The organism is Psychroserpens sp. AS72 (genome assembly GCF_038900375.1).
In the GTDB taxonomy this organism is placed as follows: Bacteria; Bacteroidota; Bacteroidia; order Flavobacteriales; family Flavobacteriaceae; genus Psychroserpens.
Genome location: NZ_JBBMRC010000001.1, coordinates 261879 through 277260, shown reverse-complemented (window position 1 = coordinate 277260; position 15382 = coordinate 261879). Strand labels below are relative to the sequence as shown.

17 protein-coding genes are annotated in these 15382 nt (G+C 32.6%); 6 read left to right on the top strand and 11 right to left on the bottom strand.

All coding sequences use genetic code 11. From position 1 onward, the window contains the following. Positions 1-15 precede the first annotated feature (15 nt). The gene (locus WNY78_RS01205; protein ID WP_342871353.1) at positions 16-564 is read right to left on the bottom strand and encodes a tail fiber protein; all 549 of its coding nucleotides are present in this window, start codon (positions 562-564) and stop codon (positions 16-18) included. Between the two features lie 180 nt (positions 565-744). Here WNY78_RS01205 and WNY78_RS01200 point away from each other — a divergent pair, with 180 nt between their 5' ends. The 3 genes from WNY78_RS01200 to WNY78_RS01190 all read left to right on the top strand — a co-directional run bounded on the left by WNY78_RS01200 (position 745) and on the right by WNY78_RS01190 (position 3279). After that, positions 745-1182: a hypothetical protein gene (locus WNY78_RS01200; protein WP_342871352.1), complete on the top strand. Its 438-nt coding sequence runs from the start codon at positions 745-747 to the stop codon at positions 1180-1182. Between the two features lie 623 nt (positions 1183-1805). After that, positions 1806-2612: a sensor histidine kinase gene (locus tag WNY78_RS01195; protein WP_342871351.1), complete on the top strand. Its 807-nt coding sequence runs from the start codon at positions 1806-1808 to the stop codon at positions 2610-2612. Continuing rightward, a complete protein-coding gene (locus WNY78_RS01190; RefSeq protein WP_342871350.1) occupies positions 2602-3279 on the top strand; it encodes a response regulator transcription factor in 678 nt (225 codons plus the stop codon). Before WNY78_RS01195 ends, WNY78_RS01190 begins: the two co-directional genes overlap by 11 nt. A gap of 70 nt (positions 3280-3349) precedes the next feature. Here the strand turns inward: WNY78_RS01190 and WNY78_RS01185 are convergent, their stop codons facing one another. From WNY78_RS01185 to WNY78_RS01150, 8 genes are all read right to left on the bottom strand, one after another. Then, positions 3350-4075: a Bax inhibitor-1 family protein gene (locus WNY78_RS01185; protein ID WP_342871349.1), complete on the bottom strand. Its 726-nt coding sequence runs from the start codon at positions 4073-4075 to the stop codon at positions 3350-3352. A gap of 121 nt (positions 4076-4196) precedes the next feature. Next, on the bottom strand, positions 4197-4892 hold the full coding sequence (locus tag WNY78_RS01180; RefSeq protein WP_342871801.1) for a zinc metallopeptidase: 696 nt from the start codon (positions 4890-4892) through the stop codon (positions 4197-4199). 100 nt (positions 4893-4992) lie between these two features. Next, positions 4993-6078 (bottom strand): alanine dehydrogenase, encoded by a 1086-nt coding sequence (gene ald, locus WNY78_RS01175; protein ID WP_342871348.1) that lies wholly within the window; start codon positions 6076-6078, stop codon positions 4993-4995. Between the two features lie 227 nt (positions 6079-6305). Continuing rightward, positions 6306-6671, bottom strand: coding sequence for a hypothetical protein (locus tag WNY78_RS01170; protein ID WP_342871347.1), 366 nt, complete (start codon positions 6669-6671; stop codon positions 6306-6308). Then, a complete protein-coding gene (locus tag WNY78_RS01165) occupies positions 6668-7027 on the bottom strand; it encodes a hypothetical protein (protein WP_342871346.1) in 360 nt (119 codons plus the stop codon). The genes WNY78_RS01170 and WNY78_RS01165 overlap by 4 nt, the downstream gene beginning before the upstream one ends. Then, positions 7027-7386, bottom strand: a complete 360-nt coding sequence (gene bamE / locus WNY78_RS01160; RefSeq protein ID WP_342871345.1) for an outer membrane protein assembly factor BamE — start codon at positions 7384-7386, stop codon at positions 7027-7029. Before bamE ends, WNY78_RS01165 begins: the two co-directional genes overlap by 1 nt. Beyond that, entirely contained in the window at positions 7386-7685 is a 300-nt protein-coding gene (locus WNY78_RS01155) for a DUF6370 family protein (RefSeq protein WP_342871344.1), read from the bottom strand. Before WNY78_RS01155 ends, bamE begins: the two co-directional genes overlap by 1 nt. A 61-nt stretch (positions 7686-7746) precedes the next feature. Then, positions 7747-11217 carry a DUF559 domain-containing protein gene (locus WNY78_RS01150; protein WP_342871343.1) on the bottom strand — a complete coding sequence of 1157 codons (3471 nt, stop codon included), beginning with the start codon at positions 11215-11217 and terminating at the stop codon, positions 7747-7749. 252 nt (positions 11218-11469) lie between these two features. On the opposite strand from WNY78_RS01150, the gene WNY78_RS01145 reads away from it, so the two are divergent. The 3 genes from WNY78_RS01145 (at position 11470) to WNY78_RS01135 (ending at position 13128) form a co-directional block, all read left to right on the top strand. Continuing rightward, positions 11470-12348 carry a permease-like cell division protein FtsX gene (locus WNY78_RS01145; RefSeq protein WP_342871342.1) on the top strand — a complete coding sequence of 293 codons (879 nt, stop codon included), beginning with the start codon at positions 11470-11472 and terminating at the stop codon, positions 12346-12348. Between the two features lie 138 nt (positions 12349-12486). Continuing rightward, positions 12487-12846, top strand: coding sequence for a hypothetical protein (locus WNY78_RS01140; protein ID WP_342871341.1), 360 nt, complete (start codon positions 12487-12489; stop codon positions 12844-12846). A 27-nt stretch (positions 12847-12873) separates the two neighbouring features. Continuing rightward, positions 12874-13128, top strand: a complete 255-nt coding sequence (locus WNY78_RS01135; RefSeq protein WP_342871340.1) for a DUF3098 domain-containing protein — start codon at positions 12874-12876, stop codon at positions 13126-13128. A 144-nt stretch (positions 13129-13272) separates the two neighbouring features. Here WNY78_RS01135 and WNY78_RS01130 read toward each other — a convergent pair whose 3' ends face one another. Further along, positions 13273-14244: a type I phosphomannose isomerase catalytic subunit gene (locus WNY78_RS01130; protein ID WP_342871339.1), complete on the bottom strand. Its 972-nt coding sequence runs from the start codon at positions 14242-14244 to the stop codon at positions 13273-13275. Further along, a complete protein-coding gene (locus tag WNY78_RS01125; protein WP_342871338.1) occupies positions 14245-15372 on the bottom strand; it encodes a glycerate kinase in 1128 nt (375 codons plus the stop codon). It abuts the gene before it with no gap. Positions 15373-15382: the final 10 nt, after the last annotated feature.

The following is a 15382-nucleotide window of genomic DNA, read 5'->3' as shown; positions in this document are numbered from 1 at the left end:
TAATTTGTTTTTAATTTAGCTTCTTGGTGGAAAAACACCTTGAAGAGCGATAATATAATTGATTCCTAAAAATGGATTTTGTATATCAAGAGCTTGGCCATTACCTTGTGGTCCAGTAGATCCAGATACTATTCCTCCACCAAAAGACGCATCGTTAGCTGCCGAATTATATGGTGTTCCTGATTGTGCAATACCAATATTTCTTCCTGATGGTTCATTATTATCACCATCATCTTCATTACAAGACAATGAGATGCTTAAGCCGCTACCATCATGACTATGCGAAGGCATGTTGCCTGCAGTGATAATAGTTTGTTCTTTTCCTCCCCTTTCTCCCCAAGTAACAGCTTGAAGTCCAGGTCCATCGCCAACACCTTTAGGTGTCCTACCTCTTAAATCTGGTAAAGCAAAAGTGGTTCTACCATCGCCTCCATAGGTAGTACCTAGAAGAGAAAACAAAGCAGAGTACTGCGAAATTGCTAGTAATTGTCCGTTGCAAAGCGCCCAGCCCCTGGGTGCAAAATTGCCGGCGAACATAATAATTTGTGCCAAAGTTGGGTTCATAATAGTCTAATTTTTAAATTGATTAATAGACTTCAAAGTTGATAGTATATATCTAAAAATTTAACCGCAAAAGCACTTTAAGTTGAAAACACGTAGAAATACCTGTTTTTTTAAATGCTAGTAATTTTTTAATTCTATTTGAGTAGCTTTATAAACTATTAATCAACTAAATTATATATTATGAGTGCAACAACACCCTTAACTCCTTTAACACCTTTAACAAGAACTATAGAGGAAGCAAAAAGATGGACAAAAAAATGGCGAACTAAACATCCTAAAATTTCTAAAGCTTTTAGAATCCCTGCAGATGACTTAGTAGCTTGTTTAAATGAAATGGGAGTAAAATTCTCAACAGATTCTAACGGTAAAATTCAAATAGTACCTGAAAAATATGAACCATCAGTAAGAGCATATTTAGCTATTGATGATCAAGATGGAGAAAAACTATTGATAGTTGGTACAACTACCGAAAATGGTACTTTATATAAAGATATCGTTAAAGATGAAAAGAAATTAACTGCAGATGGTGATCCAAGTCCAAATGGAAGTGGTGTATATGATTTCACAGTACCTTGTCCAAATGACTGTGATCCAGGAAGTCCATTATTCAAAGACTAAAACTATAAATATTGAATGAATTTAATAAATCATTTTTTTTTATATACAGGGTTTATATTAGTCTTTATAAACACCTTATTATATCTTATAGGCTACAAGCAAAATAAAAAAGCTGTAGCCTATAAATATTTTACATTGTATTTATTAATTTCATGTATCATTTTATTTACCTCTTACATAGTTGCTAGGATCTACAAAAACAATCTATATGTCTCACATATATATTTTATTGGTCAGTTCTTACTTCTATCATTATTTTATCATTCGTTATTTAAAAAAACTCAGAAAAAATATATAATATTTTTTATAATAATAGTTTGTTTGATGTTGGGTATTCAATATATATTAAGACCTGATTTATTTTTTCGGTTTAATTTATTTGAAATATTTATCACATCTTTACCCTTAATAATTTATGCTATAATGCATTTATATAATTCATTAAGTCAAAATAATGACTATTTAATAATTAATGCTGGTGTTTTAATTTATATATCTTCCAGTACACTTATTTTTATATTAGGTAATTATTTATCTGATTTAGACATGACTGAAGCTGTTAGAAACATATATCTAATAAATAGAATTCTTTACGTTGTATATTTAACTTTAATTCTAATTCAATGGCAGACGAGTTTTCGGCGAATCAAGAACAGATAATAGGAGCGCTTGTTTACAGCATCATATTTTTAGTCCTAGTCACTCTTGGACTCATTCTCTTTTTCTATTATTCAAGAAAAAAAATAATCGAAAAAGAAGTCGAAAAAGTAAACATTAAACTAGATCATCAAAAAAAAATATTACAAACCACAATTAAAGTTCAAGAAAAAGAACGCAACCGTATTGCTCAAGATTTACACGATGCCATTAGCTCAAAGCTCAATGTAGTTAGTTTAACAACCAATGTATTATTAGATGATGCATCTATGAATACTGATCAAAAAGAAGCGCTTAACCATATTTTAGATATTACAACACGAACTTTAGAAAGTGCTCGTAAAATAGCCCACGAATTGATGCCTCCAATCTTAGATAAGTTTGGATTAAAAGTAGCTTTAGAAGAGTTATTTGATGAGTTCACTTCTAATACACCTATTAAAATAAATCATCATATTGAATCGCTAGGGAATCTCGATAAAAGTAATGAACTTCATGTGTTTAGAATAGCTCAAGAACTTATAAACAATGCGTTAAGACATGGGAAAGCAGACCAATTACAAATGGAACTTAAAAAGGAGTTAGATGGATTTGAGCTCGTTTTTAAAGATAATGGTGTAGGATTTGATATGAATCACTACAATAAAAAATCTGGAATAGGATTACAAAATATTAAGAGTAGAGTTGCCATTTTAAACGGTCAGCTTTTTGTTGAGAGCTCTAAAAATAAAGGAAGCATATTCACTATAAACTGTCACTCTTATGGATACTAAAATAACACTTGCAATTGCAGATGACGAATTACTATTTAGACAAGGTCTCATGTCTATCTTAAGCAAAGAGAAGAATTTAGATATTCTTTTTGATGCAGAAGATGGCAATGATCTCATGGAACAATTAAGAGCTGCAAAACAAATTCCTGAAATTGTAATCACAGACTTAAAAATGCCTGGACTTAATGGTGTTGAAACTACAAAATTGATTCGTAAGGAGTTTCCAGATATTAAAATTATTGCATTAACTAGTTACTTTAGCAAACCATTTATCATTAATATGATTTCTATTGGTGCTGTAGCGTATCTCGCAAAAAACAGCACACCAAAACTGATGTTAACCACCATTAACGAAGTTGCAGATAAAGGTTTTTATTATGATGCTCAAGTGATGAAATTTATTCACGAAGGATTACTAAATAATAGCGATCAAGCCAAAAAATCAAACTTTGACATGACCTATTTCACAAAACGTGAAAAGGAAGTTTTGGAGCTTATCTGTAAACAATTTACAACTAATGAGATTGGAGAAAAACTATTCATCAGCCCAAGAACTGTTGATGGTCATCGTAATAATCTTCTATTAAAAACCGAATCTAAAAACCTTGCTGGTTTGGTCGTTTATGCGATTCAGAATAAAATAATAAATCTCGAAGAGCAGCTATAGTCAAAAAAAAAAGCATCCATTTCTGAATGCTTTTAACTATTTATGTTGTTTTAATATTTCCGAAGAAAAACTAATCTCTCGACATAAAAATCTGTAATACGTACCAAAAGAGCAACATCAACGATGCAAACAATCCTAGTGATGCAGGTATGTAATCATCCTCAGTATATTTGTTAATCAAATTTGATGTTTGATATAAAATTGAACCTCCTGCTAGTAAACACATCCCAACGGAGAACCATAGCCCTAAGTTAAACCCAAATAATGAACCTGCGATGATTAAACCAAGAGCTATAAAAAAACCAATCGTAAGTCCAGTTTTTAGAAAAGAAAAATCTTTTTTTGTCACAAATACCACAGCTGTTAATCCTGTAAATAATGATAAGGTTACAATAGATGCTTGATATAATACGTTACCACCATCTTCCAAGAAATTAATAGCGATGTAAAGCATTGGCACAAAAATAAAGGCTTCTGCTAAAATATAAAGTCCGTAGGCCAAATATTGCTTATTCTTATCTTTTGTCTTGAGTGCCATACCTTCAGCGTAATTAGTGATAAACATAAATCCACCAAGCATAATCAACCAACGCCAACCTTGTGTCATTGACATTGCAAAATTAATAATCGTTTCACTTTGTAAGAGTAACCATTCAAACACAATAAATACGAGAACACCTCCTGCAACGTGAGCATATGTCTTTTTATAAAATGCAGTACGATCTGAAACTGCAAGTCTGCTAAGTACCATTTTGTCATCGAAATTTTCGAACTGACTATGATTTGAATTTTCCATAAGTAATAATTGATTTAGTTTAATCTAAAGTAATAAAACAAAACCGAATGACGTATAAAAAAACGTCATTCGGTTTTAACTTTTTTCTCTTGTGCTGAGTAGAGTCGAAATATCGGAAGATTTAATCGCGTCCTCCAAACACTTGCATAGCCCAATATAAAAGTGAAGCTAAAGCTCCAATTGCTGCTACTAAATACGTTCTTGCTGCCCATTTGAGAGCATCTTCAGAACCTTTATATTCTTCTGGAGTAACCATGTTTTTATTTTTCAACCAAGCTAATGCTCTATTACTTGCATCGTACTCTACTGGTAAAGTAATAAAGCTAAACAAGGTAGCAAATCCCATAAACACCAATCCGGCAACAGACACCCAATACCCTAAACCAATACCAGCAGCAGCTCCAAGAATTAAACCTCCAATGACCAACCATTGAGACATTCCAGAAGTTACACTAACAATTGGCACTAAAGCAGATCGCATCCCTAAAGCACTATACGCTTGTGCATGCTGTATTGCGTGACCACACTCATGTGCTGCAACAGCTGCAGCAGCTGCATTACGTTGATTGTAAACAGGCTCACTTAAATTAACCGTTTTATTTTTTGGATTGTAATGATCTGTTAGTTGACCAGCAACCGAAATCACCTCAACATCACTAATGCCATTATCTGCGAGCATTTTTTCTGCGATTTCTCGTCCGCTCATTCCATTTCGCAATTGCACTTTAGAGTACTTTGCAAATTTTTGTTTTAATTGATTACTTACTAACCAGCTTACCAAACCAATGGCACCAATTAGTATATAGTATCCCATCATTCCGTTCATATGTTCAAATAATTATGTTATTGCTATAAAGATAGCAAAAAGTGAGCCAATTTGAGATTACGAAAATTTGTCAGTTCTATTTAACTTTTTGTTACCAATTAAAAGCTTCTGCAATGCCTTCACATACAATTTCCCCATTAAGAATATTAATTCCTTTGGCTAAAACAATATCATCTTCACAAGCTTTTTTCCAGCCTTTATTTGCTAATTTTAAAACATATGGTAATGTTACATTTGTCAATGCAATTGTAGACGTATAAGGTACTGCTCCTGGCATATTTGCAACACAATAATGAACAACATCATTGATAATATATGTAGGATCTTCGTGTGTTGTAGGTTTAGTTGTTTCAAAACATCCGCCTTGATCTACCGCTACATCAACAACTACAGTACCTGGACGCATCAATTTCAACATGTCTTTTGTTATTAATTTAGGAGCTTTAGCACCTTTTAAAAGTACACCTCCTATAATTAAATCATGAGTTTGAATATGTTTTCTAATATTATATTCACTTGAAAACTCAGTAGTGACATGACTTGGCATGATGTCGTTAACATACCTGAGACGTTTCATATTAACATCCATAATAGTCACATGTGCTCCTAAACCCGCAGCCATTTTAGCTGCTTGAACACCAACAACACCAGCTCCCAAGATTAAAACTTTTCCTGGAGCAACACCTGGAACTCCACCTAATAAAATACCACGACCTTTTATAGGTTTTTCTAGATATTTTGCGCCTTGTTGGATAGCCATTCGTCCAGCAACTTCAGACATTGGTGTTAACAATGGTAAGCTTCCATCATGATCTTCAACAGTTTCATAGGCAATACAAATAGCATTGCTTTGAATCATTGCCAGAGTTAATTCTTCCGAAGAAGCAAAATGAAAATATGTAAATATAATTTGATTAGATTTTATTAGTGGATACTCATATGCAATAGGCTCTTTAACCTTGATTATCATATCACTTTTCTCATACACTTCTTCAATTGTATCAAGAATTGTTGCGTCAACATCTCGATAGTCTTTATCTGAAAAACCACTACCAAAACCTGCATTAGATTGTACAAAAACATCGTGTCCATTTTTAGTGAGTTCATAAACTCCAGAAGGCGTCATACCTACTCTACTTTCATTATTTTTTATTTCTTTTGGAATCCCAATAACCATAATATATCGTATTAATTACAGTTTTAAAATTACTTTGAAAACTTGAGTTCTCACTAATCAAATGAGTTACAGATTTTATTTTTATGAATATTAAAATTTCACTTTATCTATTTTACGAAAACGGAATTTCAAATTCATTTTTTTGATGATTCTGAAATTAGAAACTTGCAGAAGTTTTCTAAGCCAATTAATTTAAGGTCTGATAAGAATTTTGTTTCTAAGATTGACTACTCCATCCTCACTCTAAAAGCTTTGATAGCCTTATTATTTTCAAACTCTATGATAAGTTCTTCTCGCTTGAGTTCTTTAAAACTTGGAGGTGTACCAATTTTATAATTTAGAATATCTTTTTCAGAAGTAATTGGATCTACAGGTGCTCCCAAAATTTCAATAACATCTTGTTTAGATTTCCCAATAAAAATCTCATCATCAATTATGTCATCTACAATTTTGTAACGTTTTGACGGACGAGCATGCCACTTTTTCTCATCAAATTGTTCTTCAAAAACCAATGAATACAGTGAGCCAAGAGAGAATACTACGAAAAAAAATAAAATAACTTTATCGTATTTTCCTGGTATAAATCGCTTCATTCTATAGATTGTATTACTTGAACAGCATGATCTAATTCAAAATCAATGATTAAGATGGTACGTTTAGATTCAGAAAAACTCGGTGGTCTTCCTAGCCTATATGCGATATTATCTTTTCCGTAGAGATTTGATTTGTATGGCAACCCTAATACATCGATAATGTCTTCTTTAGACTTACCAATGAGCATTTCGCTATCAATAATATCATCTGCCATTTGATACCGTTTTTCAGTATTTGATTCCCAGTCATCTTGGTCAAAGCGTTCTTCAAAAGTCCAAATCAAAAAAGAAGCAATTAGCGAAGCACCAAAAAACACAAAAAGAACCTTATCATATTTTTTGAGTGTAAATTTCATTAATCTTTAATTCGTATTACTTTAACAACAACATCATTATCAAAAACAACCACTAATCGTTCACTTACATAATCATTGAAGCTTTGAGAACGTCCCATTTTATAAATTATGTGATTTGAATTTGAAGGCGTAACGATTTCTGGTTCTTCTAAAACTGTAATAACCTCTTCTTTCGTTTTACCAATAAGGAATTTACTATCGATAAGGTCGTCTGCCATTTTATAACGTATACCTACGCTTTCTCTCCATTCTTCTGGTGTAAATCGTTCCTCAAAAACCCAAATTAAATAAGAACTAATTATTGCTGCAACAAAAAAGAATAATAATACTTTATCATATTTTTTGAGGTGCAAACGCATTAGTCTTTTAATTCTATGGTGTTAATTAAATAACGATCATTAATCACTTCTCCAGACACTTCAGCTGTTCTAATTACTTCGCAAAACCCAGTATTTTTATCATGAGCATCACCAAAATCATCAATATCTGCACCATCTACAAAATACCCTTTGTCATCGATTCGCACTGCCAAATCACAACCGTCTTGAGAAGTAAGACCAAATTGACATTGTCCGCAAGATAATTCTACGGTTTGCTTTTCCGAAGTAGAACAAGCAACACTTAAAAGGAGAACTAAAATAAATACAACTCTTCTCATAATTAATAATTTTATAACAATACAGTTACTGCCAACTGATGACTCGTAACTAAATATTATTTTATCCTACAATATTCACAATTTTACCAGGAACTACAATCACTTTTTTAGGCGTACGACCTTCTAATTGCGCAATTGTTTTTTCGTGAGCCATGACTGTTTTTTCAATATCATCTTTGCTCATATCCATTGGTAACTCTAACGTAAAACGCATTTTACCATTAAATGAAATTGGATAATTTTTACTACTCTCTACTAAATATTTTTCTTCAAACTTCGGAAATGGAGCTGTTGAGATGGATTCGTCATTTCCAAGTCTATTCCATAATTCTTCAGCAATATGTGGTGCGTAAGGCGATAATAAAATTAAAAATGGTTCTAGAATTACTTTACTCGTACATTTTTGAGCAGTGAATTCATTTGACGCAATCATAAATGTAGAAACCGATGTATTAAACGAGAAGTTCTCAATATCGTCTTCTACTTTTTTGATGGTTTTGTGCAAGGTCTTTAAATTATCTGCTGTTGGCTCAGCATCATTAACTTTTAAACCGTTGTCATCAACGTACAATTTCCAAAGTTTTTTAAGAAAACCGTGAACTCCAGTAATACCAGCAGTATTCCATGGTTTTGCTTGCTCTAAAGGTCCTAAAAACATTTCGTAAAGACGTAGGCTGTCTGCTCCATATTGTTCACAAATCGCATCTGGATTAACGACATTGTATTTGGATTTGGACATTTTTTCGACTTCGCGAGATACTTTAAATGTGCCATCTACTTCAGTTATAAATTCAGCGTCTTTATATTCTTCTCTCCAATTTTTAAAGGCTTCAATATCTAATTCATCAGAAGCATTTACAAAAGATACATCAACATGCATTGGCCAAATCCGAGTAGCTCTAATGATATTCATATCAGGATATTTCTGCTTAATTTGTGCTTCTCTTTTTGAAATAAATCCTTCAATTTCCTTTTCTTTCTTCTCTTTGCATTTTTCTGATTCGTTCTCAGATACAAAAAGAGTCAAATTAAATAAAGATTTATCTACATCTTGATCTGGCTTTGATGGAAATTGAATACCTATTCTAGAAACTAAAGCACTAGTCCCAAGTATCATCCCTTGATTAATCAATTTCTTAAAAGGCTCATCAACATTTACAAAACCGCGATCTTTCATAAACTTCACCCAAAAACGTGAGTAGAGTAAATGTCCTGTGGCATGCTCGCTTCCTCCAATATATAAATCGACGTTCTCCCAATACTTGAGTGCGTCTTCGCTTGCAAAGGCTTCATCTCTATTGGCTTTGTCTTCCATATATCTAAAGAAATACCATGAGCTTCCTGCCCAACCTGGCATAGTGTTTAACTCTAAAGGGTAAATTCCGTTGTGAGATTCCTCGTCAGTCGTGCCTCCTTCTGTCGGAATGACAAGATTGTTTGACACTACTTTGTTATTTTTTGTGTCCCAAGCCCAATCTGTCGCACGACCTAAAGGTGGCTCACCTGTTTCGGTTGGAAGATATTTTTCAACTTCAGGCAATACGATTGGTAAATGCGCTTTGTCAATCATTTGTGGCATTCCATTAACGTAATACACTGGAAATGGTTCTCCCCAATATCGTTGTCTAGAAAACACAGCATCACGCAATCTATAATTGGTTTTACCTTCGCCTTGACCTCGTTTTTCTAATTCATAAATAGCAGTTTTACTCGCTTTTTTATAGTTTAATCCGTTAAGAAAATCACTGTTTGCAATTTTTACGTTGTCTTTTGATCCATATGCTTCTTCGGAAATATCTACACCTTCAAATATGTTAGGAATAGGAATATTAAAGTGCTTAGCAAAATCATAATCTCGTTGGTCACCACATGGAACAGACATCACTGCTCCTGTTCCGTAACCAGCTAAAACGTAATCACCAATCCAGATTGGAATTGGCTTTTTGGTAAATGGATGTTCTGCATAAGCACCTGTAAAAGCTCCCGAAATGGTTTTTACATCAGCCATACGATCACGTTCGCTACGTTTTGCTGTAGCTGTGATGTAGGCTTCAACTTCGGTTTTTTGCTCATCTGTCACGATTCGTGACACGAGTTCATGCTCTGGAGCTAGTGTCATGAATGAAACACCAAAAATGGTATCTGGTCTTGTTGTGAAAACTTCTATATCCCATCCTAAATCCTTCCCTAAGGGAAGGACTTTCTCACTCTTGTGTTGCTCACTCGATTGTTGATTACTCTTGATTGATTCCCTTTGCGATAGTTCTTTATTGATTTTCTCTAAAACGCTTTCTACATCACCTAAAACTTCTTCGTTTGTAAATCTTATAACTTTGTAATAGTCATTTTCTAGTCTAAGTGTTCTAGCATTATCCGCTTCAATTTGATTTTCATGGATTTTACCATCTACCTCAACAATTAATTTTTTATCCAAACACACAAAATCAACAATGAAGTCACCAATTAAATGTTGTTGTCTAAACTTGGCATCTAATTTTTTCCCTCTCAAACTTTCCCACAAAGCAGCTTCTGCTTTTGTAGGATTTGCTCTCATTTCTTGAGCTCGCTCTATTAAAAGATGTGAATTATTCCCACCTGTCATATATCCAGCAGGCTGAGAAGAGTCTGATTTCGCTTCCCCTTTGGGGAAGGATAGGATGGGGAATCTCACACTAGCTCCAACCGATTTCCCAATCCAGTTACGCTGACTTTCCTTTAAAGAATCTGTCCAATCAATAGTGTCTAATCCTTGAAGCAAACGTTCTGCATACGCAGAAATTCGCATACTCCATTGTGTCATTTTTTTACGCATCACAGGATGTCCTCCACGCTCTGAAACTCCGTTGACAATTTCGTCATTTGCTAAAACTGTTCCTAATGCTGGACACCAGTTAACTTCTGTTTCAGCTAAATAAGTTAATCTATATTTTAATAAGATGTCTTGTTGTTTTTCCGAAGAAAAACTGTTCCATTCTTCCGAAGAAAAAATAGAGATATCATCGTCACACTCTGCGTTTATTTGCGCATTACCTTCCGAAGAAAACTTTGAAATTAGAGTGTCAATAGATTCTGCTTGGTTTGTATCATTATTGTACCAAGATTCAAAAAGCTGAATAAAAATCCATTGTGTCCATTTGTAATATTCTGGATTTGAAGTACGTACTTCTCTACTCCAATCAAATGAAAAACCGATTTGATCTAATTGTCGACGGTAGGTTTTTATATTTGTTTCTGTAGTAATTGCTGGATGCTGACCTGTTTGAATTGCATACTGTTCTGCAGGCAAACCAAAACTATCATACCCTTGAGGATGCAAGACATTAAATCCTTTATGACGTTTATAACGTGCGTAAATATCACTTGCAATATAACCTAACGGATGACCAACGTGTAAGCCTGCACCACTTGGATAAGGAAACATATCTAATACATAATATTTGGGTTTATCGCTATTGTTAACAGCTTTAAATGTTTTATTGTCTGCCCAGTATTTTTGCCAGTCATTTTCAATTCTATTGAAATCGTATTTCATAATATCTATAAAAGGATGTCTTATAATTACTTGCTTCTACTCTGTCACATCGAGCGAAGTCGAGATGCTTTATAAATTAAATCAAAAGGTTTCTCGACTACGCTCAAAATGACAGTAATCAATTTCACCTAAAAAATGATCTAATTTAAAGCGCAAATTTAAAGGTATTACAACACAATTAAAAGTTTAAGCGTTGTAATCATTAAACAAACAAATTCTTTTATATTTTTACAGCATTAATCTATACATTTTATGGCATCATCTTTTGATCAATATCAAAAACGAAAGTTAATTTCATCATACTTTTCTGTGGTAATCAGTATTGCTCTAGTCTTGTTTTTACTTGGATGTTTAGGATTATTAGTACTTAATGCTAAAAAACTAGCTGACCATTTTAGAGAACAGGTCGTTGTATCTATTTATTTAAATGATTCTGCTAAAGAAGTTGAAGTAAATCAACTTAAAAAAAGTTTAGCCTTGGCAGATTATACTAAAGAAGCTAAATATGTTTCTAAAGAAGAAGCGGCTCAAATAGTAAAGTCTGATATTGGTGAAGATTTTATGGAATTTCTTGGCACTAACCCATTACAAAACTCCATAGACGTCTACCTTAAAGCAGATTATGTCACTAATGAAACTTTAGATGGTATTACTACCGAATTATCAACTAAAGCCTTTGTTGAAGATATAAAATACGACAATGATTTGGTCGAAATCATGAATGAGAACGTTAAAAAAATCACTGTTTGGGTTCTTATTATAAGTGCAATCTTCACTTTAATTGCGGTTTTACTGATCAATAGTTCTATTAGATTAGCAGTATATTCAAAACGATTTATTATTAAAACAATGCAAATGGTTGGTGCTACCAAACGTTTTATTAGAAGACCTTTTGTTTCTAAAAGCATTCAATTAGGTATCATTGGTGCTATCGTTGCATTATTAGGTATGGGAATTGTTCTATACTATCTCAATGCTAATTTCCCAGAATTAGAACTGCTACAAAAGCCAATACTTATTGGATTATTATTTGGTGGTATTTTCCTGCTCGGAATCCTAATCACTTGGATTAGTACATTTATTGCTACACAACGTTTCTTAAATTTAAAAACTGATCAATTGTATTATTAATTCCTTTTTATAAAGTGATTATCAAAATATTACATTTTAAATAGTGTTTTTATTCTGAAATTGTTTCTAAAATAGAAAAGCTAGGCAATATTTTTATAACATTTTTCGTTATGGTTGATATCAACCAATATTCTAGTCATGACTAAGCGAAAACTTTATCTTGCTCTAGCCCTAAGCATTATTTTTATCATTTGTTTATCACTTTTTTCTTGTGTTATTCAAAACCCTCAACCTGAAGAATGTGATATTGTAACCATCAAAATCACTAAAATTACTGAAGGATCTTCCTACGATATCGTTTTTAATAAAGGCGACTTGGGCTCCTTTTACATAAATCGCGGATTAGAAAACGGATTAAATTTAGATTCTCTTAACGCAAAAGTTTTAAATAAAACTGTTACTTTGCACCTACCAAAATTATTTTATGGTACCTCAAAACATATTGCGCAATTAGCAATAGATGATGAGATTATTTTTACAGAATTTTCCTCTTTATAAAATACAATAGAGGATTAATATGATATCATGGGAGAACAAAAACGTAAAAACACTTCTAAAAACGAATTTATCTTCGGAAAAAAGAACTACAAATTCATGCTTATTGGTTTAGCATCTATTGTACTAGGTTTTATAATAATGTCTGGTGGTGGAAGTGATGATCCTAATGTTTTTGATCCATCAATCTTTCATTGGACGAAAATTAGATTAGCTCCAACTTTGGTGTTACTTGGATTTGGTATACAAGTGTATGCGATATTATTGAATCCTAATAAGGAGTAATTCTATCAACATATATAATCAATAAATACTTTAGATATTTCCTATAAATAAGTCTATCCATTTTTAGAACCACAATTAAATTTTAGGCTTTACCTATAATTAAATCGTATTAGATTAGCCTGTTTTATTTAATCAGAATTCTGATCAAATTAATACTTCTAGCAATCTAACATTACTTGAACTAAATTTTAATTTATCTGTATTTGCCGGAACTAATATGGTTTCTCCTTTATTAAGGTTGACCGTTTGATTTTTATGATTCATTACCACATTTCCATCTACACAGATGTATATTACAAACGAGTCAACTTCTACTAAATTTCTCAGCATTTCCCCTTTAACATGTAAAAAATTGGTTTTAAAAAAAGGCGAATTCACTAATTTGTTTGTAGTGTTAGTCTTATTTGAATAATCCGTTCTATAATCTTTATTATAGTTAAAGTCTATTGCACTCAAAGCTAAATCTGTATGCAATTCTCTCTTCTTTCCAGTAGATTTGTCTACTCTATCGTAGTCGTAAATTCGATATGTTATATCTGATGTTTGCTGAATTTCAGCCAATAGAACACCTGCTCCTATGGCATGAACTCTACCAGTTGGAATATAAAACGTATCTCCACTAGCAACCTTTTCAATATTTAAGATTTTGGATAAAGTTGAGTTATTAAGATAGTCTTGGTAACTCTCTCTTTCTACTTTTTGATTGAATCCAACAATTAATTCAGAGTCTTTCTCCGCTTCCATTACATACCACATTTCGTTTTTCCCAAACGAATTATGACGCTCCTTCGCCAATTCATTACTAGGATGCACTTGGATTGATAAGGGTGTTTTTGCATCAATAAACTTAATTAATAACGGAAAATCATTACCGAAGGTTTCAAACACACTATTACCAACTAATTCACCTTTGTATTCGCTAATTAATTCTTTTAATGATTTACCTTTTAGTTCGCCTTCGCTAACCAAAGTTTCATTGTTTTCAACATCAGATATTTCCCATGATTCTCCAATAGAATCTTGGTTATAATCTTTGTTTAACACTGTTTTTAGCTTATTTCCACCCCAAATACGATAACTATATACTGGATTGAATTTTAAAGGATATAATTCCATTTACATTAATTTTTTTTGGACAAACTCTATAGCTAATTTTTCTAAATATTGACCTGCATTAGCTAATGCATCGTCTAAATCAAATGCTTGATCCATTATTGAGGACGAATAAGAAATCCCTAAATCTTGAACAATGCTTTTTTCTAAGTCAATAGTCCCACAAAAAACTGCTAATTTGATATTTTTATCTCTAGCTGAATTAATAACACCTTGAATAGTCTTTCCAGAGAGTGTTTGATTATCCAACTTTCCTTCGCCAGAAATAATCCAGCTAGCTCCATCAATTTGTTGATTGAAATTTGCAAGATTTTTTATAAGTTGAATTCCGGGTTTTAAAGTTCCATTTAAAAAAACTTTTGAAGCTATTCCCATTCCTCCTGCAGCACCTGCACCTTTTATTAGTTGTGCATCTACCTTAAAAGTAGTTTTTAAAACCTTAGAAAAATCTTCTAAGCCTTTATCCAACATTTTTATATCTTCTTGTGTTGCTCCTTTTTGAGCTGCATAAACAAATGCAGCACCATTTTCGCCAAATAATGGATTTGTAACATCACAAGCAATTTCGAATTTTATATTATTAAGTTTTGAATTTACGTTACATGTATTGATTGATACAATTTTAGATAGGTTAGCGCCAATAGGTTTCACTTGTTCATTATCCTTATCTAAAAATTGAAACCCCAAAGCGGAAGCCATACCAATACCACAGTCGCTTGTTGCACTACCTCCAACACCCAAAATGATTTTAGAAGCTCCTTTTTTTATCGCATCAGCAATCATTTCTCCAGTACCAAATGTTGTGGCATTTTTACAATCAAATTGCTCAGGTTTTAGCAATTTTACACCAGACGCCTCAGCCATTTCTACAAATGCAGTTTTTGAAGATTCTGAATATAAATAGGAAGCTTTTATAGTTTTAAAAAAAGGATTATTAACTTCAATATGAATTATGTCACCTTTTAGATAATAATCTACCACATCAATTGTCCCATCTCCTCCATCGGCTAAAGGTAACTTTACGATTTCAACATCAGCCCTTATGGTTTTTATACTCGTTTCAACAACATCACAAAACTCCATTCCTGTTAGAGAATTTTTGAATTTATCGGGTGCTAATACTATTTTCATTAACTTAAGA